The 24,754-nt window shown below is 66.8% G+C and carries 18 protein-coding genes; 9 read left to right on the top strand and 9 right to left on the bottom strand.

All coding sequences use genetic code 11. The annotated features are described in order from the left end of the window. Positions 1–2: 2 nt before the first annotated feature. Positions 3–1,241, bottom strand: a complete 1,239-nt coding sequence (locus QE377_RS04205; protein ID WP_307319901.1) for a glycosyltransferase — start codon at positions 1,239–1,241, stop codon at positions 3–5. 52 nt (positions 1,242–1,293) lie between these two features. Between QE377_RS04205 and QE377_RS04200 the strand changes: the two genes are divergently transcribed. The 7 genes from QE377_RS04200 (at position 1,294) to QE377_RS04185 (ending at position 7,979) form a co-directional block, all read left to right on the top strand. Then, positions 1,294–1,842 carry an acetyltransferase gene (locus tag QE377_RS04200; protein WP_307319898.1) on the top strand — a complete coding sequence of 183 codons (549 nt, stop codon included), beginning with the start codon at positions 1,294–1,296 and terminating at the stop codon, positions 1,840–1,842. Further along, positions 1,803–2,987 carry a glycosyltransferase gene (locus tag QE377_RS04195; RefSeq protein ID WP_307319897.1) on the top strand — a complete coding sequence of 395 codons (1,185 nt, stop codon included), beginning with the start codon at positions 1,803–1,805 and terminating at the stop codon, positions 2,985–2,987. Before QE377_RS04200 ends, QE377_RS04195 begins: the two co-directional genes overlap by 40 nt. A 4-nt stretch (positions 2,988–2,991) precedes the next feature. After that, complete coding sequence (locus tag QE377_RS17305; RefSeq protein WP_373459512.1) at positions 2,992–3,831, top strand: glycosyltransferase family 2 protein; 840 nt, start codon at positions 2,992–2,994, stop codon at positions 3,829–3,831. A 134-nt stretch (positions 3,832–3,965) separates the two neighbouring features. Beyond that, on the top strand, positions 3,966–4,346 hold the full coding sequence (locus tag QE377_RS17300) for a hypothetical protein (RefSeq protein WP_373459553.1): 381 nt from the start codon (positions 3,966–3,968) through the stop codon (positions 4,344–4,346). Continuing rightward, positions 4,327–5,598, top strand: coding sequence for a lipopolysaccharide biosynthesis protein (locus tag QE377_RS17295; RefSeq protein WP_373459511.1), 1,272 nt, complete (start codon positions 4,327–4,329; stop codon positions 5,596–5,598). Before QE377_RS17300 ends, QE377_RS17295 begins: the two co-directional genes overlap by 20 nt. A 12-nt stretch (positions 5,599–5,610) precedes the next feature. Further along, positions 5,611–6,126 (top strand): DapH/DapD/GlmU-related protein, encoded by a 516-nt coding sequence (locus QE377_RS04190; protein ID WP_307319895.1) that lies wholly within the window; start codon positions 5,611–5,613, stop codon positions 6,124–6,126. Positions 6,127–6,770: 644 nt separating this feature from the next. Further along, the gene (locus QE377_RS04185) at positions 6,771–7,979 is read left to right on the top strand and encodes a hypothetical protein (RefSeq protein WP_307319894.1); all 1,209 of its coding nucleotides are present in this window, start codon (positions 6,771–6,773) and stop codon (positions 7,977–7,979) included. A 642-nt stretch (positions 7,980–8,621) separates the two neighbouring features. Here QE377_RS04185 and QE377_RS04180 read toward each other — a convergent pair. The 4 genes from QE377_RS04180 to QE377_RS04165 all read right to left on the bottom strand — a co-directional run bounded on the left by QE377_RS04180 (position 8,622) and on the right by QE377_RS04165 (position 12,924). Beyond that, the gene (locus tag QE377_RS04180) at positions 8,622–9,641 is read right to left on the bottom strand and encodes an NAD-dependent epimerase/dehydratase family protein (protein ID WP_307319892.1); all 1,020 of its coding nucleotides are present in this window, start codon (positions 9,639–9,641) and stop codon (positions 8,622–8,624) included. Positions 9,642–9,674: 33 nt separating this feature from the next. Then, positions 9,675–11,321, bottom strand: coding sequence for a sugar transferase (locus QE377_RS04175; protein ID WP_307319890.1), 1,647 nt, complete (start codon positions 11,319–11,321; stop codon positions 9,675–9,677). Positions 11,322–11,614: 293 nt separating this feature from the next. Then, positions 11,615–12,268, bottom strand: a complete 654-nt coding sequence (locus tag QE377_RS04170) for a TetR/AcrR family transcriptional regulator (protein WP_307319889.1) — start codon at positions 12,266–12,268, stop codon at positions 11,615–11,617. A 2-nt stretch (positions 12,269–12,270) separates the two neighbouring features. Then, on the bottom strand, positions 12,271–12,924 hold the full coding sequence (locus QE377_RS04165; protein WP_307319888.1) for a hypothetical protein: 654 nt from the start codon (positions 12,922–12,924) through the stop codon (positions 12,271–12,273). 166 nt (positions 12,925–13,090) lie between these two features. Between QE377_RS04165 and QE377_RS04160 the strand changes: the two genes are divergently transcribed. Then, complete coding sequence (locus tag QE377_RS04160) at positions 13,091–14,263, top strand: glycosyltransferase (protein WP_307325867.1); 1,173 nt, start codon at positions 13,091–13,093, stop codon at positions 14,261–14,263. A gap of 211 nt (positions 14,264–14,474) precedes the next feature. On the opposite strand, the gene QE377_RS04155 is transcribed toward QE377_RS04160, so the two are convergent. After that, positions 14,475–15,506: a hypothetical protein gene (locus QE377_RS04155; protein WP_307319886.1), complete on the bottom strand. Its 1,032-nt coding sequence runs from the start codon at positions 15,504–15,506 to the stop codon at positions 14,475–14,477. After that, the gene (locus QE377_RS04150) at positions 15,506–16,924 is read right to left on the bottom strand and encodes a M28 family metallopeptidase (RefSeq protein WP_307319884.1); all 1,419 of its coding nucleotides are present in this window, start codon (positions 16,922–16,924) and stop codon (positions 15,506–15,508) included. Before QE377_RS04150 ends, QE377_RS04155 begins: the two co-directional genes overlap by 1 nt. Positions 16,925–17,012: 88 nt before the next feature. On the opposite strand from QE377_RS04150, the gene QE377_RS04145 reads away from it, so the two are divergent. Continuing rightward, positions 17,013–17,987, top strand: coding sequence for an AsnC family protein (locus QE377_RS04145; RefSeq protein WP_307319881.1), 975 nt, complete (start codon positions 17,013–17,015; stop codon positions 17,985–17,987). Here the strand turns inward: QE377_RS04145 and QE377_RS04140 are convergent. Together QE377_RS04140 and QE377_RS04135 are read right to left on the bottom strand one after the other, a co-directional pair. Beyond that, positions 17,962–19,296, bottom strand: a complete 1,335-nt coding sequence (locus tag QE377_RS04140; protein WP_307319880.1) for an MFS transporter — start codon at positions 19,294–19,296, stop codon at positions 17,962–17,964. The genes QE377_RS04145 and QE377_RS04140 overlap by 26 nt on opposite strands. A 218-nt stretch (positions 19,297–19,514) precedes the next feature. After that, positions 19,515–24,380 (bottom strand): SdrD B-like domain-containing protein, encoded by a 4,866-nt coding sequence (locus tag QE377_RS04135; protein WP_307319878.1) that lies wholly within the window; start codon positions 24,378–24,380, stop codon positions 19,515–19,517. Positions 24,381–24,754 lie beyond the last annotated feature (374 nt).

Raw genomic sequence — 24,754 nt, 5'->3', positions numbered from 1 at the left:
GCTCAACGTCCCCCGTTGGTGAGCAGCGTGAGTAGGTTAGCGAATCGATCGATCGCGAATGTTTCGTCGAGCACCGTCTCTCGGTAACGCTTTCCGCTCGCTCCGAGGTCGGCCGACGCTGTCGGATCGCTGCCGAGTTGCACCGCGCCGTCGAGGAGCGCTTCGGGAGATCCTGCCGCGACCACGACTCCGGCGCCCGCCGTTCGAACTTCCTCCGCGGTGATTCCGCTCTCGTCCGTGGCCGCTAGGACAGGTCGGCCGGTCGAGAAGTAGGAGGTGAGCTTGCTGGGGACCGCCATCTCGGCGACGCCCGGAAGCTCGTTCACCAGGAGCACATCGGCCGCCGCGAGGGCCTGCGCGAACTCGGCATCCGGGAGCGGGTCGATGAACTCCATACGACGGATACCCGCTGCCGACGCGCGCAGTCGATCGCGTTCGCCGCCGTTGCCGAGCAGAACGAACCGGACGTTCTCCTCGCGTTCGTCGGCCAAGCGGGCCGCCTCCACGACGTTGTCCAGCCCCTGTTTGACTCCCATGTTGCCTGCGTGGAGCACGACGGTCTCATCGCCCCAGCCTCGTGCTCGCCGCGCCTCGGTGCGGTCGCCGTCAGGGGCGGGCGGGAGGTGGGTCCAGTTACGGACGACCTCGATCCGGTCAGGCCGGACCGCGAAGTCCTCCGCGACACGTCGGGCGAACCGGTCGTGGATCACGACGACTCTGTCGGCTCGGCGCAGCAACCAACCCTCGGCGCGCTGCATGATCTTTCCGACGAGGCCTGAGCCCTGGCCCGTTTCGGAGAGGCCGAGGCTGTAGAGGTCCTGAACCCAGACGATCGTCGGGCGGCGACGGTGGAAACTACGTGCTTTCAGCATTGCGATGCACGAGGAGAAGAGCGCGGGAGAAACGAAGACCACGGCGTCGGGTGAACCCCATCGGGCTGCGGACGCCCTCAGCCCGAATGTGATCTCCGAGACCAATCGCCGGATGCCGGTGGGCGGTTTGGGAACGTAGTGGAGCACCCGATGCACATGGACCCCTGCCAGAAGTTCCTTGCGCGACCACTGCCCGTAACCTGCCGAAACTTGCCACTCCGGATAATGAGGATGCGCTGTGATGGCTCGGACGCGGACTCCGCGTTCAGCCAGACCTCGGGCCATCGCTCCTGTGTAGGGGGAGATACCCGTGGGCTCGGGGGGGAAGTTGAGCCCGACTACAGTGACAGCGGGGGCAGGGGTTGACATGCACCCGACCATATAGCGGACATGGTTACCCGCTCGTTTCGAAAGGTGGACGGTGTCTGACATCCCGGTGATCGACCTGTCGAAGGCCCCCGGCGAGCGGGCGGCGTGGGATCGGCCTGCGTGGAAGGTCTACCTCTGGGCAATCTGCGAGCTTCTGTTCGTCACGAACGCCTGGCAGATCAGTTCCGGCCTTCGAATCCGAGTGCTCCGCATGTTCGGAGCTGAAATCGGGCAGGGAGTCGTGTTCCGCCCGCGCACCCGCGTGAAGTTCCCATGGAAGCTTCACATCGGAGACCGCAGCTGGATCGGTGAGGGTGTGTGGTTTCATAACCAGGATCACATCTACATCGGGCGTGATGTCGTGATCTCCCAAGAGACGTTCCTGACGACAGGCAGCCACGCGATGCGGCGGGACATGGCGCTAGTTACTCGCCCTATTGCCATTAGTGACGGTGCTTGGGTCACCAGTCGCTGCATGGTCGTTGGTGGGGCCGAGGTTGGTCGATCAGCTGTCGTGAGACCCATGACTGTCGTTCGTGGAGCTGTTCCGCCAAACGCAGTATGGGGACCCGATGGATACCTTGGGGATCGGTTCTCATGAGAATTCTGCACGTCGTCACATACATATCCTCGGATGGAGCATTCGGTGGGCCCGTTCGCGTGGCTCGCTCCCAGGCTGCCGAGCTCGCACGCAGAGGGCATCAGGTGACTGTCGTTTCGGCAGCGCCGCCCGCCGAAACCACAGACATCATGGTCGACGGGTACCGGCTTCGCACATTTCCTGGTGCTTTGATCTCCCAACGGTTTGGTTTCGCCGGCATGCGGTCGGCTGCCTTGAATCGCTTTCTGCAAGCGGAGATAGGCCGTTCGGACCTGGTGCATATTCACCTTGCCCGAGACCTGATTACGCTACCTGCCGCGCTGGCGGCCAAGAGAGCATCCGTACCGTATGTGCTTCAACCCCACGGGATGGTCGATGCTTCGGACCGGCTACTGGCGGGCCCCGTGGACCTTGTCGCGACGAGGCCAGCACTACGTCATGCGGCGATGGTGCTGGCGCTCACATCGGAAGAAGCGACAGATCTGAAGTCGGTCTGCGCGGCCGCACAGGTGCATCAGATCAAGAACGGCCTCTCGAGAGGAGAGGCCGTCGATGCTGTTTCGGGGTCGCCCAGCGACACGAAGAGTATGGCGGGCCGCGTCCTGTTCCTCGCGCGATTGCATTCTCGGAAGCGGCCTGTTGCGTTCGTCCAGATGGCTACGCTTCTCCACGCCAGAGGCAGGGACTACGAGTACATAATCGCGGGCCCAGATGAAGGTGAGGGCGAGACGGTAGCGTTGGCGATATCGCGGTCGCCCGCGCGAATCAGGTGGATAGGGCCCGTCGACCCGAATGGTACGGACGAACTCATGAAGAGCGCTGAGGTGTACGTGCTTCCGTCCGTGGGGGAAGTCTTTCCGATGTCGATCTTGGAGGCGTTCCGTGCACGGACGCCCGTCGTTGCAACCACGTCTTTGGGTATCGCGGAGAAGTGCGCGGAGTACCGTGCCGCAGCTCTCACCGACGGGTCGCCACAAGAACTAGCTGACGCGGTCGATCTCATCATTCAGGATTCGAATCACCGAGATGAGCTTCGAGCTGGAGCGCAAGCCTACTTTGAAGCAGAATTAGGTATCGAGGCAGTGGTTGACGAACTAGTGGAACACTACTCCCGTGCGGTGACGGCCGAACCTAACAGGAGCTGAGAACGTGCCTCGACTTACAGTTATGATGCCGGCATATAATGCGGCAGGGCATATAACAACAGCAATCCGCAGCACTTTGCGGGCGATGCCCCGTGATAGCGAACTTCTCGTCCTCGACGATTGCAGCACCGATGACACCATCAAGATCGTTGCGAGGTTTGGTGACTCTCGGGTTCGCCTAATTACATCGGATGAGAACGGCGGTGGGGGGGCCGCGCGTATCCGCATGCTCCTTGAGACGGACAGCGAGTTCGTTGCCAGCATGGATGCGGACGATGTCGCTTTCCCGTGGAGATTTCGGATGCAGCTTGATGCTCTCAAGAGGCATGACGTGGTTTTTGGTTCTGCCATTCGATTTGGTGGAGGTCCGGGTCGGGTCAGACCTTCGTCAGTCGTGCCGCTTAATTCCGACGAGTCGCCAAGCGCTCTGCTCTTTCACAACCCCTACTTTCACCCAACTATGGCGGCGCGAAGAGACTGCCTGCTCGCTGTCGGAGGATATCGACCGCTGCGGGTTGCTCAGGATTACGAGCTGTGGTTGAGGCTTGCTACAGCGGGCTTCCGGCTGCGCCGAATCTCCGTGCCGCTAATTGGATACAGGGAGAGCCCGTCCCAAGTTACGCGGGGCCAGGACTACCTCGATCGGGTGAGGCACAGTCCTGAGCTACGAGAGACATATGTTGCGCACGCCCGATCTCGAGGCCATCTGGACGTCACGGCGGAAACTCCGCGGAGTAACCTATCCCGTCTACTAAGATCGGAGTGCTCCCACATGACTGTCGGGAACCGATGGCGTTATCGCAGACTAGCTGATCGCCCCGACCTGCCGGTGCCGCTCCCGTGAGTGCGCTCGGCGTCGCCTGGCGGGGAGTCAGAGCTGACCAAGAACTCTTGGCTGAGATTGGTGGTTCTGCCTATCGAAGAAGATCGCGTTTGATCGCGATCCTCGCAGATGCGGGACTCGGGGCAGCCTTCTTGATGAGGCTCGCGACTGCGGCGAAATCGCGGGCGTCCTACGTTTTCATTCGGTCAGCTCTAGTTCGGCACTTTTCGTGTGACATAGCCGCAACCGCAGAGATCGCGGGCGCAATTTACCTCCCGCACCCGATCGGTATTGTCGTCGGAGCCGGGGTGAAGGTCGGGAACGGCGCCCGAATCTACCAGGGTGTCACTATTGGCATGGGCCGAGGAGGCTACCCCACGCTCGGAGAAGGCGTCACCGTTCTGCCCAACTCAGTCGTGGTCGGCGGCATCTCTCTGGGGGATCGATCGCGGGTTGCGGCCGGAGCCTTTGTGGACGCTGATGTGCCGCCCGGGGCGACTGTAGGGCGAGTACAGGGTGGCAGGGGACTTGCGTAGCGCTTGGGCGGCGATTGAGCGGGTGGTCCCTCGTGGCTTACTTGCGCTAACGAGTCTGATCGTCGCTGCGGTCACTTCCCCGCAGCAGGTGGGGATCTATGCCTGGGCGATGCTCGGGCTGACCTTTCTGCAGTCGTTGACGGACCAGCCTGTGCGGCAGATTGCAGTGAATCTGGTCTCGTCGCGGAACGGGCGTCGGTTCATTCGACGCTACGTGCTCTGGAGCAGCGTGGGTGGCGCACTCTTCATGCTCTGCGTGGTTGGAGTGCTCAGCTTGACCCTCAGCTTCGACGATTGGGTATGGACATCCACAGCTCTGCTGCCACTGGCTGCTGTCCCATGTTTTACCTGTCTATCAACGGCCGACATGGCACGGCTCCAACTGGCTGGGCATTGGCGATACGTCTCTGGTGCTCGCGCGGTCGCGGCAGTCGTTGCTCTTGTGGGCGGTGTCCCAGTTGCGGTGTTGAGCAGATCGGTTCTTGGTGCGAGCGTCACTCTGCTCGTGGCGGAGACCGCGTTCTGGTTGCTTGTGCGACGGTCTGTGCAGACCCGGAGGGACGTCGTCACAACGGTCCGGGGGCAAGAAGCGCGGTCTGCCTTTAAGAGCATGCAGGCCTACAGCCTTCTCGCCTGGATTCAGGGCCAAGCAGACCGAGTCTTGATAGGAGGCTTCGCGGGAACTGTCGCGCTCGGTTTGTACTCGGTCGCCGGATCGATAGGACGAAGCGCGGGGGATTCAATCGCAGCCGCTCAAGCCAGTGTGCTCAGGGTCGATCTAACGAACGTCGGTCGTGACCAAAGTAAGATCCGAAGTGTCGTAGGTCGGCATGTGCGATCTGGAATGCTGCTCAACGCGGCGGCAGCTGCACCCGTCCTTGGGGTGAGCTTTATCGTTCTCGCACCGATCCTCGGGCCCAGCTGGGCAGAGGCCCTCCAGATTGTCCCGGTTATCGTGATTGCGTCGATCCCGTCCGCGTTGTCTTGGTGCGCTGCCCCAGTGCACATTCATCTTGACCGGAGTCGTCGAGCGCTTTGGGCGCCTATCGCCGGACTGATGGTTGCTCCGCTTATCGCACTCGCGGCATTCAGTTCGCTTCAACTCGCGGCGTGGGCAGTGCTGGGGCGCGAGATTGTTGTCGCCCTGACGCAGCTGCTGCTCATGCAGAAAGCGGCACCGTGGAGAGAAGCGGCGATAATGGGTGCCTTGATTGTCGTGTCCAGTGCGTGTTGCGTTGCGCTGGGTGTGTGAGAAGGAGGAAACGTGTTCCATAGGCTCTTGCCCGCAGCGTCGTTAATTGACCGGTTTAGTCAAGAACGCTATCGAAAGTTGAGTTCCTACTTGCTATCGCGGTCTGGTGTTGATATTGAAGGGCTCCCATTGTGGGTTAGTCCTCGCGCCTACTTCGACATTTCATTTCGAGGCGCAATTCACATCGGCGATCGAACAGTTCTCAGCCACTATGTGAAGGTGCTAACGCACGACTTCAGCCTCGATCGCGCTGTCGAAGATCTGGGCCTGGCAGCTGCGCCGGATAGCGAGTATGTTAAGCGCTCAGCCGTTTGGATCGGTAGTCGAGTTTTCGTCGGAATGGACGTGATGATTCTCCCCGGTGTGACAATCGGCGACGGCGCGATCGTCGGCTCGGGCTCGGTAGTTACGCGCGACATTCCCGCGCGCGCTGTTGCTGCCGGGAACCCAGCGAAGGTGATTGGTGATACGGAAGCATATGTCGCCAAACGCATCACGGACTTCGAAGTCAGTCGTCGGCGTCGCTGAGTTTGTTTTCGGAGTGTGCGAATGAATGCCGACAGATCCACGCGTATGCGTGTCCTGAGCCGCGCTGCGCATGATGAGATGTTCTGCCGCAGGGACTTCGCCCTGGAACTTCATGAAAGAATCGGACTCGGTGGCAGTGGCTCGATGGGTGTGTGCGCCCCCGCCGACCCGAACAGCGCAGAGCGGGGTGCTGATCGAGCGTCAGGTAAGGACTCGTACAGCAGATCTTTGTCGGAGGTGTCTACCCGAAGTTACAGTTATGTTGTGCTGTTCGTGAGGGCAGCTAGTTGTAAGTTCGCGGCTTTCGTCACGAAGCCGCGGGCATGGAAGCCAGAGGGCGTGTTCTGCTTGTTTCTAGCTGGTGCCAACATCGCGTCGGGAGTCGAGCCTTCGCGATGGGCGACCAGGGCGACTCTGATCGCCAAGCGGCGCTGCCGCGTGAACGTAGCCGGATCTTTCGTAGATAGTGAGGCACGCGGCGCATGCGTTTAATAGCTTGGCTCCTCGGAGTCATTGGCCTGTCTCTTTTTGTCGCTTTCGTTCTTGGCGGCGCCGAACTTGCGCCAGCTTCACTGCTGATGGCGCTCCCATTCGTATCCTGGTTTCTCGTGCGGAGGCGACTTAATCCTGCATACGCGTCGCCGGTGTCGATTGTTCTCTTCGTGTTCGCTTCAATTGCCGCGCTGGGTTACTCTCTCCGGCACGAACTGGCCAAGGAGACCGCGGGCGTCAGCATCATAATTGACTTGCCGGAAGATGTGGCTTGGCGCACTCTGATTCTCATCAGCGTGAGTGCTTCAATTATGGTTCTCAGTGCCGGCGTGTGCCTTAGCTTGTTCCGAGGTGGTAGGGCCAGGCCAACGGCGATCACCTGGCAGGCGCGGCCCGCGAACATCTGGGTGCTTTTGGCTTCAGCGGTACCGTTGGCGATGTTCCTTTCTGATGTGCCTCTTGCCGACTTCTTTGAACGTTCCTACTACCTGGTTGGAGCGCGCGGAGGGATCGTGGCGAGTCTCGGCGCGCAGTTGGCGGTTGTAGCGGTGGTTGTGTTGGGATACGTCGCTGCGACGGGCTCTCTCGGGCTCAAGCTGGGTTCGTACCCGTTACTTGCTTGCTACGTAATGCTCATGCTGTCGTTCGGTTCCCGGCGCTTCGCGCTCTTGCCTGTGTTGTTCGCGTTGGGGTTTTTTCTCGCACGCAATACAGCCGGTACGCGTCGGGGGCTCTTGCTGGGTGGAGTTCTTTCTCTCCTCCTGTTGCCGTTGCCGCTTGAGTTCAGGTCCAACTCCATGCACGGGATTATCCCCTACGTCGCAACGCTCTCGCATCTTGACTGGGAGGATATTGACTGGTTCGGCGCGGTAAACAACGTTCTAGTTTCGTTTCCAATCATCGGCGAGTCTGCCTACGGTGGCCATCCTGTCTACCTGTCTGATCTTCTGGTGGCGCTCAATCCGCTCCCCGGGGATGCCGCGGGTTTCTACGACTCGTATCAGCGATTGCGCTTGAATTTCTTTACGCCGATGGCTGGAATCGGCGAGCTTGGCGCAATTGGCTGGACGGCGGTCGCCCCGTTCTTTGCCGGCCTGGGGGCGGCTCTTGCCTGGATCGAGTTGTCGGTACGGCGGCAGCTTGTAGGGGGAAGTCTCATCTACGGTGGGCTGCTGATCGCGTTGACCGCGCTTTTCTCATTGCAGATGGTCCAGTACAATCTGAGATCCGCTGTCCGGCTGCTGTTCTACGCGATCGTGATTGAGATCGTCCGCAGGATGCTCGCGGTTGTCGTACGCAAGCGTCAGGGTTCCGCGGTGCCGCGAGGTGGTCGCGTGCGGCCGGTCGCGGACCGGGCGTGAGGAGCAGATCGGTGACTGCTTAAGAGCAGGGGGCGAACGACTCCACTAGCTTCGCCTTGCAGTTGACGGGTGCCAGTCGCTGGAGGGATCGCCGGCCCGTCGGCTGCGCTGTTTCGGTTTGTCCCAAGAGCGCAACCATCAGCCGCGCTTCTTTCGGTGGCTCACGGTTAAGCAAGGAAGTTCGTCGGCAGCAGTGACCAGAGCAGGTCTACAGTCCCGCTGCCCGCGGCCGTGTCGATGTAGTTCATCGACTCGAGCTCGTCGTGCTTGCCTGAGTTCGCAGGCCACGGCTCAGCCTCGGAGCTGGTCTACCTCTGTCAGCACACATGATGCTTGCAGCCCTCGGTCGATAGGTTGATTGGCTTGCAAGTCGATCGAAGCGGACGGACTCTGATCGGCTCAACAGCAGGAGTTCGACCTCTCCAGTGCGTTATCCGTGATGTCCGCAAGCCTGAACCGGTTTAACGCTTCGGGCGCGACTCGACCCGCGCGGTCGTTGAATGCAGGTGATGCCGCAATCTCACCCTCAGCCTGCCCGTGGTTCTGTGTTGGTGCCTGACACAGATTGCCAGGACTAGCGCGTTGCGCTCCTTCTCCCACTAGGCCTCTCGACTCACGGAGTTGCGTTCTGCGACGCCTCCGTCAGTCGTTGCCGCGCCTCTGTGCGAAGTAGTTGGCGTGCCACTCAACGAACGCGCGCACGCCTTCGCCCACAGATGTCGATGGAACGGTGCCGATCAACTGGCGCAGCAAGGTCGGGTCCGATGAGGTGGCTACGACGTCGCCCGGTTGCATCGGGAGCAGGACCTTCTCAGCTGTCGTCCCGAGGGCTCTCTCCACTGCTTCGATGAAGTCCATCAGCGCGACAGGCTGGCCGCCGCCGAGATTGACCACTCGGTGGGGAGCTACGGGACTCAAGGTGTCTACGGGAGAGACGGTCGAACCCGCATAGGGGATGGTGGTGCTGAGCGCGACGATAGCGGCTACAAGATCGTCGACGTACGTGAAGTCCCGAGCCATCTTTCCATGGCCGTAAACATCGATGGGACGCCCGGCCTCGATGGCGCTCACAAACTTGAAGAGCGCCATGTCCGGTCGGCCCCACGGGCCGTACACAGTGAAGAAGCGAAACACCGTCGTCGGAATGGACCATAGGTGCGAGAAGGAGTGCGAGAGTGCTTCAGTCGCGAGCTTCGTCGCCGCATAGAGGGACATTGGTGATCGAGTGGAGTCCAACTCAGAGAACGGCATCGACGTGTTGCCCCCGTAGACCGAAGATGTGGACGCGATCATCAGGTGCTTGGGTTTTAGGTCGCGCGCCAACTCGAGTAGCCGCAGCGTGCCCTCCACATTCGAGGAGATGTAGGCGTCCGGATTCTCCAGGCTGTATCTGACACCTGCCTGCGCGGCTAGATGGATAACCACCTCCGGGGCAAACTCCTCAACGTCGGGTCGAGCATCCGCAAGGTTCTCAAGCATGACGGTGGTGTGGGTAAAGCCGCCGAGTGCCTCCAGAACGGCCAGTCTGTCGCGCTTCAACTGCGGATCGTAGTAATCGGTCATTCCGTCGAGGCCGAGGACCTCATGACCCTGGTTGACAAGCAATCTGGAAAGGTGAAAGCCGATGAAGCCAGCGTCGCCTGTGATGAGATACCGAGTCAAGATCTACCAATCCTCAAGGTGCTGCAGGGGCGTTCAGTGGGCCGTCTCGCCGGGGGCGAGCGCGGCTTTGGCGGTCTTGGTGAGGATGACAAAGTCGCCGAGCATTGACCAGTTCTCGACGTAGGAGAGGTCGAGACGTACGGTCTCTTCCCACGAGAGGCTGGAGCGGCCGCTCACCTGCCAGAGGCCGGTGATGCCGGGCTTCACGAGGAAGCGGCGGTGCACGTGCGTGGCGTACTGCTCGACCTCGTTCGGCAGCGGCGGGCGCGGCCCGACCAGCGACATCGAGCCGCCGATCACGTTGAATAGCTGCGGCAGCTCATCGAGGCTGAACTTGCGCATGACGCGCCCGATGGGCGTGACGCGCGGGTCGTTCTTCATCTTGAACAGCACTTCGTTGCCCGAATCGATGCCCTCTTCGCGCCGCTGGCGCTGCAGATTCTCGAGCAGCTCCTCGGCGTTGGTGACCATCGAGCGGAACTTGAGCATCGTGAACTCGCGACCGCCGCGTCCGATGCGCGTCTGCCGGAAGAGCACGGGGCCCTCCGACGACAGACGGATGCTCATGGCGAGGAAGGCGAGAACAGGACTGAGCAGGACCACGCCGATCGTGCTCGCGAGGATATCGACGGTGCGCTTCAGGAAGAGCTGGCCCTTGCTGAAGCGCGGCGTCTCGACGTGGATCAGGGGGAGTCCGGCGACGGGGCGGGTGTGCAGGCGCGGGCCTGCGATATCGACGATGCTCGGCGCGAGCACCAGGTGCTGGCGGCCGGCTTGCAGCCCCCAGGAGATCTCTTTCACTTTCGTGGGCGGCAGCTCGTCGGTGCTGGTGACCGCGACGGTGTCGGCGCCGGCGCGCTCCATGGCGCGGTCCACCGCGTTCACGCTTCCCATCATCGGGATGTCGGTTCCCGGCACGAGCGCGCCGACCTTGCCCGTGGGAGTGCACGCGCCGACCACCTTGTAGCCGGCGCTCGGCGTGCGGGCGAGCTCACGAGCGATGTTTGCCACCGACTCGACCGAGCCGACCAGCAGCACCCGGGCCGCGTACTCGCCCACAGACCGCTGCGCGATCAGCCACTGCCGCCAGAGCCAGCGCACGACGAGGAGGACGAGGATGCCGAGCGGCAGGCTGATGAGCAGGAATCCTCGGGCCAGGTCGATCTGTAAGAGGAAGGCCACGATCGCGACTGCGCCGAACAGGCGCAGGCTCGAATCCGCGACGCGCACATACTCGGAAGAGCCGGTGCCGAACACGCGGGGGCTGCGGGAGTCGCTCCACGACAGGGCGCCCATCCAGGTGATCACGAGGATGGCGGAGAACACCCAGTAAGAGAGGTCGGTCCAGCGAGAGTCGTGGGCGATGACGAGCTGGGCGTTGCCGAGGCCGAACCAGGCGATCTGGGTGCCGAAGACCACCCAGACGACCGCAAGTAGGTCGCTGACCCACAGGCGGCGCTGATAGCCGCGGCGCCAGTTCTTCGGCACCCGATCGGGTGTCGGGATCGGGCCGGTCGTGAGAGCTTGGCGGGCCGCATCCGAGATGACGGGCTGCTGAGCCGTTGCCGGAGTCTTGGGGAGCAGGAAATGGTCGGGAAGAGACGGTGACGCGTTCTTCGCTATCCGCGACTCCGTCGTCGCGTCGACCTCGAAATCGGTCGACACATCCTCCCCCTTCATCAGTCGTACCTTGCTGACGGGCCGCACGTTATCAGGTGAATGTGACGGTGATGTGTCGGGTGATTCATCTGGATTCATGGGGCGCGTCTCTGCGTGCGATGTTACGGTGATCGGTTCGTTGGACACAGTCCACCGAATGGGGGACAAGCACATACTGTCCTGATCCCGCGCGGAATGGGGACGTATTGCGGTTTGGGCGTGGGTGAGTAGTTCTGCGTGGTGGGGGCGTTTCGTCTCGCTGCGCTCGCTCAACGAACGGGAGGGTGTGGGGCGTTTCGTCTCGCTGCGCTCGCTCAACGACCGGAGGGGTTTCCGGCGGGCGGGAGGGAGTTGGCGAGGTGAGTGAGCTGGGTGGCGACCCAGGTGCCGTACTGCTCGTCGGACCATCCGCGCGCGTGCGTGAAGTGGAGATAGGTCGCCGGGCCCGTCAGGTGCCCCAGCACGTCCGCCGCCACATCCACCGCCGCCTCCGGGATGCGACCACGCGAGGCGAACCACACCGCGCTCAGTCGCATGTCGCGCTGGCGCCGTTCCTCGAGCTCGAGGTAGGCCGCGCGAGCCGCGGCGTCCGCATCCGCCGCCGCCATCATCGCCTGCACTATCGCCGCCGAACGCCGGTTCGCCTCGGTGAGGAACGCGACATAGCGATCGAGCGCGGTCTCGAACTCCGGCTCGGCCATGATCTCGGCGATGAGAGGACGCTCGGTGAGCGAGTGCGTCCCCTCGTCGCCGGCGAACGACGTCTCGAACGCGGCGATGAGAAGCGCGTGCTTCGGACCGTGCAGCTGCACCGTCTGCGCCGAGACACCCGCCTCCGCGGCGATCGCCTTCATCGACGTCGCCGCGTAGCCATCTCGGATGAACAGCCTCGCCGCCGCCGCCACGATGCCCGCCCTCGTGGCCGCCGCCTCGGCCTCGCGGCGGGGGGAGTGGTACGCGCGGGGCATCCTCAGACCGTACCGCCGCTCGCGGCCGGACGCGCAGCCAGGAACACCACACCGACGACGATCTGCGCCACGCACGACGAAACGAGTGCGATCGTGACGGTCGCCACGTCATCGCTCGCCGAGGCGATACCGCCGGTGACGGCGACGACCGCGGCCAGCGCCAGCAGTGCCCACCGCGCCGCGCCGGTCGCGATTCCGGCACGCACGGCCCCCACGGCGCCGACGATCAGCAGCACGAGCTGCACGATCCCGAGGGTGAGCGGCAGCCATCCGAGCGCCGCGTCCGCGCCGCCCGGCGTGCCGTAGGTCATCACGTAGTAGACGAGCTGATTCGCGAGGAACACGGCCCCGAAGCCGAGCAGCGCGAAGGTTCCCCGCACCCGGCTCCCCGTGATCCCGTTCGCCGCCATCGTGCCCAACGCGAGGGGCAGCATCGCCGCGGCGAGGATCGCCGCGCTCGCCAGGAACAGCACGGCGAACAGCGGCAGGGCCGGCCCGGTCGGTTCGGTGCGGAGTGCGACCTCGACCACGGTCGCCGCGAGCAGAAGTGCGCCGCCCGCCGCGATCAGGCCGCCGCCCCATCGCGCCCATGCCCTCGCGTCCGTCTCGGCGAAGGCGGGATGCTTGGTGGTCGCCGGCGTGGTTACTGTGCTCATGATCGGTCCTCCCGGATCTGTTGGTGTGCCTCAATATCCATTAGTGTGGCGAACATGTCAATTACGAATCGGTCCGCGCTGCTCTGCGCGATGCCCGCCGTGGGCCACGTCGACCCGATGCTCGTCGTCGGGCGGGGAGCTGCTGCGCCGCGGGTGGCGGGTGCGGATGCTGACGGGCTCGCGCTACGCGGAGCGCGTGCGGGCTGCGGGCGTCGACTTCGTCGCCCTCCCGGCCGAGGCGGACACCCTCGACTCCGTGGGCGCCACCGGACGCAACCGTGGGATCGCGACCATCAACGCCGGCGTGGAGGAGGCCTTCGTGCGCCCGGCGCTGCCCGCCGCGCAGAAGCTCGACGCCCTCCTCGCGGAAGAGCCCGTCGACGTCGTGTTCCACGACATGACGTTCCTCGGCGTGCAGGGGCTGCTCGCGCGCCCCGCATCCGAACGGCCGCTCGTCGTCATGTGCGGCGTCGGCCCCGCCGGGTTCTCCAGCCGCGACTGCCCGCCCTACGGGCTCGGTATCGTGCCGGCGCGCTGGCGCGGCATCGGACGGATGCGGGATGCGGTGCTCAACCGCTCAGCCCGCTGGGTATTGTCGGGCGCCCATCGCGCGCTCGACGACCTGCTCGCCCGGCTCGACGCCCCGGGGCTCGACGGTGCCTTCTTCATGGACGTTCTCGCGCGCAGCGACCTGCTCGCGCAGTTCACCGTCGCCGAGTTCGAGTACCCGCGCAGCGACGCGCCCGCACACCTCCGCTTCTACGGCCCGATGGCGGCGCCCGCCGCATCCAGCGGATCCGCGGGGGAGCTCATCGACCGGCTCGACCCGGACGTGCCCGTCGTGCACGTGACGCAGGGGACCGTCGCGAACACCGACTTCTCCGAGCTCATCGGTCCGTCGCTGCAGGCCCTCGCTGACCGCCCGGTGCAAGTGGTGCTCACGGCCGGCGGCAGGGCCGCATCCGATCTGCCCCCGTTGCCGCGCAACGCGTTCGCCGCGGACTACCTGCCCTACGACCGCCTGCTGCCGCGCACGAGCGTCTTCGTCACGAACGGCGGCTACGGCGGCCTGCACCAGGCCATGCGTCACGGGGTGCCGATCGTCGTGGCCGGCGACAGCGAGGACAAGGTGGAGACGTCGGCGCGCGTGCAGTTCTCCGGCGCCGGTCTCAGTCTCGGCACCGGCCGGCCGTCGCCGTCGCAGATCGCCCGCGCCGTCGACCGTGTGCTGGCCGATCCGCGGTACGCCGCCGCATCCCGTCGGATCGGCGAGCGGATCGCGATGGCGGGCGGTGCGCCGGCGCTCGTGGACGACGTGGAGGCGATGCTCTGGGCATGAAGCCCGGCGTTTCGTCTCGCCTGCGGCTCGCTCAACGACCGGTGGGCGTTTCGTCTCGCCTGCGGCTCGCTCAACGACCGGGGAGGGTGGGGGTGTTTCGTCTCGCCTGCGGCTCGCTCAACGACCGGGGAGGGTGGGGGTGTTTCGTCTCGCCTGCGGCTCGCTCAACGACCGGAGAGGGCGGGGGCGTCTCCTCTCGCGGTCGGCTCGCTCAATGACCGAGTCGTTCCGCGATCCAGGCGGCCGCGCGGGAAGGCGCGAACCGCGCGTGCATCGTGCCGGAGTGGTGCGTCGGCCACCAGTGCGAGGTGATATCGACGCCCGCCCGCCGGTACCGGCGCAGGAGCGCGCCGGTGAGGGGAGCAGGCGCCACCTCGTCGAAGGCCGCCGCATCCACCCGCACCGGCGCGCGAAAGCCACGCAATGCGGCAACGTCGTTGTCGCGGAAAGACGCGAGCAAGCGTGAGCGGAGTTCTCCTCCCGAGGTTCCGAGAATCGCCGCGGGCGCGATGCCGCCCCACGAGGAGCGGCGCGCGAGCTCGGTGAGCGAGAGACTGCCGAGGCCCGGCCACAGCGCCCGGGCACGCGCACTCAGCCCGTCGCCCGCACACAAGTGCGCAAGGTCGGCGTCGACCGTGGCTGCGCCGCGCACCATGAGCCCGATCAATGCGGAGATAACGCCGCTGCCGGGTGCCGTGATCGGCACTCGCAGCGCTGCGCCGATGCTGAGATCCATCCGGGTGACCGGCGCGAAAGCGCACGTTCCGACCAGACGAGAACGCTCGTCGGGCTCGGGGGAGACCGACGCCCACAACGCGCCGACGGCGCCCTCCGAATGCCCCGCCGCGAGCCACGTGTCACCGAGGGGAGCCGCGAAGAGCGTGCGGGCGCGCGCCATCGCGATCATGGACTCGGCCAGCGACGGGCCTATCAGATACGGGTGGATGCCGGGACCGCCGATCCCCTCGTAGTCCGGGCGGAGCACCGCGATCCCCCGCGCGAGCAGCGCGTCGCACAGGACATCGCCCTGCGACATCCGGCGCCACTCCGGATGCGTCGGATCCGCCGTGCTCGGCGCGGAACGGGGACCGCCGCCGGTCGTCATATGGCCGTAGACCGCGATCGGGAAGCCGGTCGCCGGAGCCGGCAGGTGCGGAACATGCACGAGACCCGTCTGCTGCTGCAGCGACCCGTCGATGCCGGTGGCGGGGAAGGCGACGCGGCAGGTCGTGCCGTGGCGCATCACCAGCGCCCGCGGGGCAGGAGCAGCCGCAGGCGACGCGGAAGGAATCCGAGCAGACCGCCTCGGCGGGCGTCCGCGTCGTCGATGACGCGCGCGAAGAACCGCGCGACCGGCACCAGCTGCGTGCGGTCGATGCGTTCGATCGTGTCGGCGTCGTCGTAGAGGTATAGCGGCCCTGAGATCAGGCTCACCGTCGGAACTCCGCTGACCAGGGTGAACGACGCGTCCGTAGGGATGCCGTTCGCGAAGAACTCGAGCGCCGTCGCGTCCAACAGGGTCGTGCTGTGCATTCCGTTCTCGCGCACCGCGCGTGCGATCCGCAGGGCGAAGGCCGGGTTCACGTTCAGGAAGATCCCGCGCGGCTCGGTCTCCCCGGTGTCGGCGAACCCGCCATCCGCGCCCGCCACGGCGCGTAGGCCGATGTGCTCGATGGTCGTGTTCAGGACGATTCGCCACGGCGCGCCGCGCGAGAGCACGAAACGTCGTGCGAACTCCTGATGCGCCTGATACCCGGTGAAATGCGTGTCGAACGTCACGAAGATCAGCGTCTTCTGCCGCGTCGCGGGGTCGCGCGCGGCGAAGTGCTCGGCCAACGCGATCACCTCCGCCGTGCCCGAGGCATCCTCCACCGCCCCCGGACCGACGGAGTCGTGATGAGACTGCACCATCACCGCATCCGTCGTACGCCCGGGCAACACGCCGATCACGCTGCGCGAGGTCACCCTGCGACGCTCGACGGTGAGCGTCAGGGCTGCCTCGGACGGGGACGAACCGAGCAGACGCCGCAGCCGTCGCCCCTCCGCGCGCGTCACCCACGCGCCGGGCAGCGAGAACAACGTGCGGCGGTAGTACTCGTTGTGGTACCTGAGCGAGTCGGGGTAATCGCGCAGAACTCCGATGAGGCCGACCGCGCCCGCGGCCGCCGCATCACGCATCACCCGCGCGAGGGACGTCACGTAGGGGTTGCGGCCGGCGAGCACGTCGCGGCGCAGCATCCGCCGGTTCGGATCGTGGATGTAGCGCGCGAGAGGCAGAGTGTGCGCCAGCGTCATGTCGAACGTGAGATCGAACAGCACGATCGCCCCGCGCACGTCGTGTGCCGCCACCCGACCGGATCCGATGTCGACGATGGGGGCGACGAGGCGGTGGGAGGCACTTCCGGTCCACTCGTGCGACACGAGCCCGGAATGCAGGATGGGTGCGCACGCGATCGTCTCAGTCCCGAGATCGAGTCGGCACTCGTTCGCCTCCCATCGGAAGGAAGGAACCCGCAGCTCCTGGGTCGCGAGGCCTGCGCGCTCGAATCGGCCCCGGACATAGTCCGCAGCCGCGTCGCCTCCCGGGGTTCCCGTTGCGCGAGGGGCGAGGGCGACCAGACTCCGAATCGTCTCCATCATCGCCGATTCCGTCATCGTCATGCGGAACACGCTACGTAGAGTCCATCGCCCGAGGCTGTGACGCCATCTATTCGTCACAGGGGTCCTCATTCGTGAGAATATTCGTCGCATGTCCGACTCGCTCAGCGAACTCGATCTTGCGATCGTCCACGCGCTGCAGATCGACGCCCGGGCGCCGTGGGCGCGAATCGCCGCAGCCGTCGGAGCAGACACCGGGACCGTGACCCGCCACTGGCAGGCGCTGCGCGCAGGCGGGCTCGCCTGGGCCACGATCTGGCCGACGCCTGAACGGTGGGCACGAACGACCGACGTGGCGCTCGTGTTGATGGACGCGGATGCGGCGGTGCGCGACGCGATCACGCTGATGCCCTGGGTGATCGCGCTCGACGAGACGTCTGCGGGCGTTCTGGCGGTCGTCGCCGAATCGGGCGGACTCGAGGCGATCGGCGCGCGCGTGCGCGCGATCGCGGGGCTGGGCGCCGGCATCCGGCGCACCGACGTCGCCGCATCCATCGTGCAGGAGGACTCGACGTGGCGGCTGCAGGCCCTCTCGCGCGCACAGCAGCGTGTGCTGGTTGCGCCCGCAGGTGCGCGTCGCGACGTGCGGCCGCCGTCGCCCGAGGCCACCGCGGAGATCGCGGCGGCGCTCGCCGACGATCCTCGACTCGCGGTGCTGACTCTGGCGAGACGGTTGGGTGTGTCGGAACCGACGATGCGCCGAACCCTCGATCGGTCGATCGCCGCCGGGGTTCTGCGCTTCGGTTGCGACCTCTCCATGGCGGCGGCGGGTCTCGGGCGCGCGGCGGTCCTGTGGGCGCGCGCACGGGACGTCGACGCCGCAGCGGATCGCGCGGGTCTGCTCGCCGAGACGCACCGGGCGGGTATCGTCGTCGGCCCCTCACCCGTGTTCGCGAGTGTGCGGATGCGGACCCTCACCGCTCTGCCGTCGATCGAGCATCGTTGGCAGGATGCCGCCGCCGTCGAGGTCGCCGACCGGTGGACCGTGCTGCGCACGTGGAAACGCAACGGTCATCTCCTGGACGGTGAGGGGCGTTCGATCAGGCGGATCCCGGTGGAGTGGTGACCGCTTCTCGCCGCAGCCGGGCATCCAGCGTGTAGCGCGAGAGCGGCAGCAGACTCACGGCGCACAGGAATGCAGGTATGAGGGAGATGCCGATGATGATCGCCGCTTTGGCTGCATCCGTCTGCGGGAGATCGATCTGCGTGGAGGCGACGTAGCCGCCGATGCTCATCGTCACCCCGAGCAGCGCCGGGCCCAGGGCGTAGCCGAGCAGTTCGAATCCCGACCACACGCCGGCGAGCATCCCGATCCGGTTCAGACCGGAACGCTTCGCGTCATCGGCGGCGATATCCGGAAGCATGGCGAGAGGAAAGAGCTGGCCGCCCGCGTAGCCGACGCCGACGACGGCAGCGGCGGCGAGCAGCATCCCTTGCCCCATTCCCGCAGCCACGAACAGCCCGATGAAGCCCGCAATCTGGACCACAGTGGCGACCGCGAACCCGTTGCGCTTTCCGTTGCGCCGCCCGAGCGCCGCCCACACCGGAGTCAGCAGAATGGCCGGGGCCACGAAGCAGACGAAGCAGGTCGTCGCCAGGGATGCGTCGTCGAACACATGCCGTGCGACGTAGATCACGCCGCTGAGCACCATGCCCATGGCGATCGCCTGCAAGACGAAAGGGATGACGAGAAGGCGGGCATCCGGGTTGCCCAGCACGGCCGCCAGCTGCGTGCGCAGTCGCCCGCCGGCGGGCTCGCTGCGCACGCGAGCGGCGCCTCGGGTTCCCCACCACACGCCGACGGTGCCGACGAGGATCAGCGCCGACATCGCCCCCGCCATGATCCGATAGCCGGCGAGCCCGCCCGCCGCTTCGACCAGTGCGGGAGCCGCGGCGCCGGAGACAAGGATCGCCAGAGTGAAGACGATCACGCGCCAGGTGACGAGGCGTGTGCGCTCGCCGTAGTCGTCGGTGATCTCTGCCGACAGAGCGAGGTAGGGCACCTGGAAGAACGCGTACGCCGTCGCCGAGGCGACGAAGAGCGCGAGCACCCAGAGCGCGCCGGCGACGGGGGGTGCGCTCGGGCCGAAGAACATGGCGGCGAAGGTGAGCGCCAGGATCACGCCGGCTCGCAACAGGAAGGGGCGGCGCCGGTCCGGACGCCGGGAGCGGTCCGACACGCGGCCGGCGATCGGGTTGAGGAAGAAGTCCCACGCCTTGGGGATGAACACGATGAGCCCGGCGACCGCCGCCTCCACCCCGAGAAGATCCGTGAGGTACGGCATGAGGATGAGTCCCGGCACAGTGCCGTATGTGCCGGAGGCGATACCGCCCAGCGCATACCCGAATCGCGTCGTCGCCCGCATCCTGATCATCCCCGGATGCTAAGCGGTTCCCTCGCTTCGGTCGGGACTCAGCGGCGCTATTCGTCGTGGCGGCGCTGCGGCATCCGCGTATTCGTCACGAGTGCGGCGCTTCGTCTCGCCTTCGGCTCGCGGGGCGGCCGGGGGCGGGCGCTCGCGGGGCGGCGCCGGAAAAGGGTCACGCCCGCAGGGCCCCGGGAAGGGCGCCTGCGGGCGTGAAGGAGGGTGGGTCAGTGACCGCTTCGGGTGCGGCGACGCCACCCGGCCAGGATGACGATTCCTGCGCCCAGCAGGAGCATCACCGCGGCCACGCCGCCGGCCGCCCACGGCACCTCGCTACCCGTGATCGCCAGCGGGGGCGCGGGAGTGCGAGCGTGGAACGGGTCGTCGTCGGTGAAGACGATCGGCGAGCCGGAGCCGTCCTTCGCGATCACCGGGCTGCCGGAGTCGTCGAGCAGCGGCTCGGTGGTCGGCAGGCCCGTCGTCGGGTCGGGCTTGGGGACGACGAGCGTTCCCGTCACCGTGACCGTGTCGGCGTGCGTGTCGTTACCCGGCAGCTTCAGCGTGCCCTCCGCGAAGAAGGACGCTCCCGGCGGGAAGAGTCCGGCCCACGCCCCGTCCTTCACGAAGGAGTAGTCGGACGGGCCGCCGAAGGCCGAGAGGTCCGCCGTCCAGTCGCTGCCGATGGCGGGAGCGTCGGAGGTGACGTCGACCAGCGTCAGGTTCGTCAGCCACGTCTTGCCCGTGTTGGTGACGACCCAGCGCACCTTCTGCGCCGTGTCGACCGGGTACGCGACCGCGGTCTGCGGCGTGTTCGCGTCCTGCGCCTCGTTCACCAGCGGCTTCGTCGGAGCGATCCAGCCGCCGGGACCGCCCACGAGCGGGTCGGGCTTCTGACCGTCGTACTTGATCACCTGGATGCCGCCCGTGAAGGAGTTGTACGGGTTGTCGTCGCCGACCGTCTTGCCCGAGAACGCGCCCTTCGCCGACACCGACGCGATGTCCTGGTGCGGATCGTCCGAGCCGTTCATGGTCAGCGTCGCGGTACCCACGATGACGTCGCCCACGGCCCAGGTCGTCGTGCCCGGTTCGAAGGTGGCGCCCCACGCCGCGCTCCAGGTTCCGGATGCGGCGTCCCACACCGCATCCGTCGACGAGAGGTCGGGGAAGCTCCACCGCAGCGACGTGATCGCGCCGCCCGCCGTCGTGAGATCGCTCAGGTCGACCTCGCGCAGCGGCTCGGGGCCCGTGTTCGTCACGCGGATCACGATCGATCGGGTCTCGCCCGGACGGTACGCCTCACCGGTGTCGACCGAGTCGGCCTCGTGCACGATCGTGGCCGAACCCGCATCACCGTCGCCCTTGGTGAGCTTCACGCTCGGGGTGACGTCGGTGGGGTTGTCCACGACCACCGCGACGGTGCTGTCGGCACCGATCGTGAGGGTCGCGCCGTTGGGGGCGTCGGCCCCGTCGATCTCGAGCGAGGGCGTGCCCCAGCTCGCGCCGTCCGGCAGGCCGCCGGTGGGAGCGCCCTCGGTCACGGTCACGACCGTGCCCGTCGGGAGTGCGGGGGAGGACCACGGGGTGCCGTTGGTGAGGTTCACCGTCTGGGCTCCGCCGGGCTGACCGGGGTAGCTGAAGGTGACCGGGAACACCGTTCCCGCAGCCAGCAGCGGCTCGCCCGGACCCGTGACGTCCTTCAGCAGCGAGAACTGTCCGTTGCTCGGCTCGGTCGGGTTCTCGAGCAGCACGTGCACCTCGCCCGCCGTACCGATCGTGAGCGTCGCCGGCTGACCGGGCGTCACGCCGGTGCCGCTGAACACCGGCGTCTGCCAGGTGACGTCCGCGGGACCGGTGGGAGCGAGCTCGCGCACCTGCACGACCGTGCCGACGCGCAGGTTCTGCGGGCCGTCCACCGTCTGGCCGTCGGTCAGCTGCAGCGGCGCCCACGTGGTGCCGCCGTCGACGCTGTACTCGAGCGTGAAGGTGAAGTCGTCCGGCACCCGATCGGCGCCGGAGCCGGTGACGTCCTTCAGCACGTCGAACCCGCCGGTCAGCACCGTGATGTCGTTCGTCAGGGTGAGGGCGGTGTTCGCTCCTTCGCCCACGACGATCTCGGCCGTGCCGTCGCCGTCCGCGTCGCCGGTGCTCCACGACGGCGTGCCCCAGTCGGCCCACACCGGGGAGCCGGTCTCGCCGGTCTCGGTGAGTGTGATGCGCGTGCCCACCGGGTAGGCGCCGGAGGAGTACGCGAAGCCGTTCGCCGACGACAGCTGCACCGTGCCGGCCGCGGTCCCGTTGACGCCCACGGCGACCGTGAACGTCGTGGCGCCCAGCTCGCTCAGCGACACCGACGGGTCATCGAGCGCCTTCGCGATCGAGAACGTGCCGGGCTGGCGGAGCGTGTTGGTCACCTCGATCGGCATCGGAGTCGACCCCGTGCCGACCACGAGTGCGAACCCATCCGCATCCGGGGTCTGGGTACCGTAGGTCGCGACGTAGGAGGCGATCGAGTCGTCGCCCGACTCGCTCACCCGCACCTTCGTGCCGATCGGAACCGTGATCGAGGGCGAGCTGGCATCGGCCGCGAGGTTGACGGACGCGGGTGCGACCGCGTAGTCGAGACCGCGGAAGTCACGCCCGACCACATCGATCATGAACGTCTGCCCCGCCAGCGGCGCCGGGCTGCCCGCGGCGATGCGCTTGGTGACGGTGAACGTGACGTCGGCCACGAGGCCGGCATCGATCGTGTGATCGTTCTGACCGGGTCCGCCCACGGCGACCGTGGCGACACCAGAGGAGTTCACGTTCGAGTCGATCGCGGGGTTCGATCCCTGCGCCTGGTCGCTGAACGAGAACGCCGTCCACGGCACCTCACCGAACGTCGACCCGCCGTCCCACGTACCCGTGGTCGGTGTCGCGAAGGTCACCGTGTACGTGCGGTTCGGCACCAGATTGCTGAAGAAGTACTCGCCGGCGGGACCCGTCACAACCGGTGCCACCGGGTTCCCGTCGGCGTCGGTGACCGGGTTGCCCGACGCATCCGTCAACGACACCGTCACGCCCGCGACGGCGGGCTCGTCCGCATCCTGAATGCCGTCCTGGTCGGCGTCGAACCACACGCGGTTGCCGACCTCGACCGGAGCAAGCCGCGCCAGCACCGCGACGCCGCCGAGGCCGCCCGCCTTGGCGAAGCCGACACCCTCCACGACGTTGGCCTGCCTCATGCTGCCGTCGGAGGCGCGCGACCACCCGAGGCCGGACGTGCCGTCCTGCAACTCGTACGGCGGGTTGCCGGAGAGGTTCGGTACGTCGACGACCGTGCGCATCGTGAGACCCAGACCGGGAACGGCCGCCGTGGCCCCCGACATGATCTCCTGCTGCGCATCGGTGGCGCCTGCGCCGTGACCCATCGCGTAGTCCTGCACGAACTCGCCACCGCCCGGACCCTGACCGTTGCCGGCACCGGCCGAAACGGGGCCTGCCCAGGCGGCCGTGCGCCCGCCGACGGTGCCGTCGGACTCGAGGACGAACGCACCCGTGCCGTCGGGGGCGGCCACGAGAGCGTCACCCGCCGAGTAGGTGCGGTAGGTGGCAGGGTCGGACTCGGCCGGGTCGGGACGGTAGTTGTTCTGACCGTTCTGCGCGCCGAACCGGTCGCTGAAACCCAGCTCCATCTCGCCGTAGGCGTTGAAGCTCATCGACGCGAAGATCGGCTGCGGGAAGGTGATCGCGTCACCGCTGGTCGCGATGAGGCTCGCATCCCACCCGTCCTGCCACACGTTCCAGTGCGTGGCGTTGGGGCCGCCGTTGCCGTCGCCGAACGCAGAGCCACGCGCGTAATCGAGCGGTACCGAGAGCACCGGCGTCCAGGTTCCCGCCGAGGCGGCGGGCGAGGTGTAGGCCAGCGCGCTCAGGCCGGAGCGGTCCGTGCCCGCATCCGGGCTCGTGACGCCGCCGACATAGACGAGCCCACGGTGCACGCTGACCGCCCAGGGATGCCAGCTGGATCCCGCGGCCGCGGGCGAGGGCAAGGGGGTCGTCGTGACATCGGACGCCGTGGGGGCGCCGCCGCCGGCCGGAAGCGCGATCGACAGGAGCGTGTTCTCGTGCACGTTCACGACGAACAGGCGGCCCAGCTCCGCCGAGTACGCGATGCCGCCGATGCCCGTCTTGCCGACAAGGCCGTAGACCTCGTGGTCGTACGTGGCGACGTCGGGGTCGGAGACAAGGCCCCTCGCGGCGTTCTGATCCGCCGCATCCGCCGTCGGCGCCAACCCGAGGGCCGCGCTGAGGTCGGCGGCGCCGACGTCGATGCCGAGCTGCTCGAGGTCTGCCAGGAGGGTGGTCTGTCCGGTCGCGCGATCCGTCGCGTACACCCCGCCGAGCCCGCCCTCGCCCAGGCCGGCGAACCGGCGCAGCACGGCGGACGAGTAGACGACGTCCTTCTTCGCGTCGTAGGCGAGGCCCCAGATCGCACCGGTGCCGGTCCCGGCGACGGTCGTGTCATCGATCTTGGCGAGCGAGGAGGAAGAGCTCGCCCACCAGTCGACGCTCACGATGCCGTTGTAGTCGGTGCTGCCGCGGCCGGACGGGTCGCCACCGATCTGTGCCGCCACGGCGACCTGCGGTGCGGGCTGGATGTAGTCCTCCGGCACGAGGGCCGCGAAGTCCACATCCGTCGCTCCCAGCTGCACGAACTGCACGCTGGTGCCGCTGTCGGCGCCGTGCGCGCCGGGGAAGTATCCCTCCGACAGCTGCGCCGCGGAGAGGGCGAACTCGACGCGGACGCTGTCCGTCGCTGCTCCCGAGACCGCCAGTGTGTAGGCGCCCGACGCGTCGGTGGTGGCGGTGGCCACGACGGTGCCGTCGCGGTCGACCGCGGTGACGCCGACGCCGGCAAGCGGCAGATCGTTGGCCAGGCCGCTGCCGGCCGAGTTGCCGGTGTCGTACACGCCGTCGGCGGCGAAGTCGCGGAACGCGAGGCCGCTGACCGTGCCAGAGGTCGAGCCGGCCGCGGACGCGGCGCTCGCGCCGGCCAACGTGCACAGCGCAGCCACGACGGCGACCGCGGTGGTGCCCGCGGTGAGCCGCACGGCGGCGGGACGGGGGGGAGGGTGATCGCATCGCGAGCCTTTCACAAGGGACGGAATCCGGGGCCGCGCGTTCCGGGAACGCGTGGATGCCGGGCAGACGCGCGCCTCGTACACGCCGTCCGGCACGCAGTCTGCCGGGGCGCCGGCCGCATCCATCGGGTCGCTCGGCAAGATCACCCCGCCCGTCACCTGACCTATCCGCGATGCGTCGATCGCGGCGTCGATCGGGTGAGGGTAGGTGAGGGAGGCGGCGGATGCGGCCCGCCGGACTCACCCGAGGGTTAACCCGGGCAGGCCGGCTGGGCGCGCCCGAACTCCTGCAAAGCCGGGTTGCGGGGCCCGGGCGGGCGGCCACCGGCCGATCCTGCAGGAGT

The organism is Microbacterium sp. SORGH_AS_0862, assembly GCF_030818795.1.
Classification (GTDB): domain Bacteria; phylum Actinomycetota; class Actinomycetes; order Actinomycetales; family Microbacteriaceae; genus Microbacterium.
The sequence above is the reverse complement of the archived record's forward strand: the minus strand, read 5'-3'. Positions and strand labels throughout refer to the sequence as shown.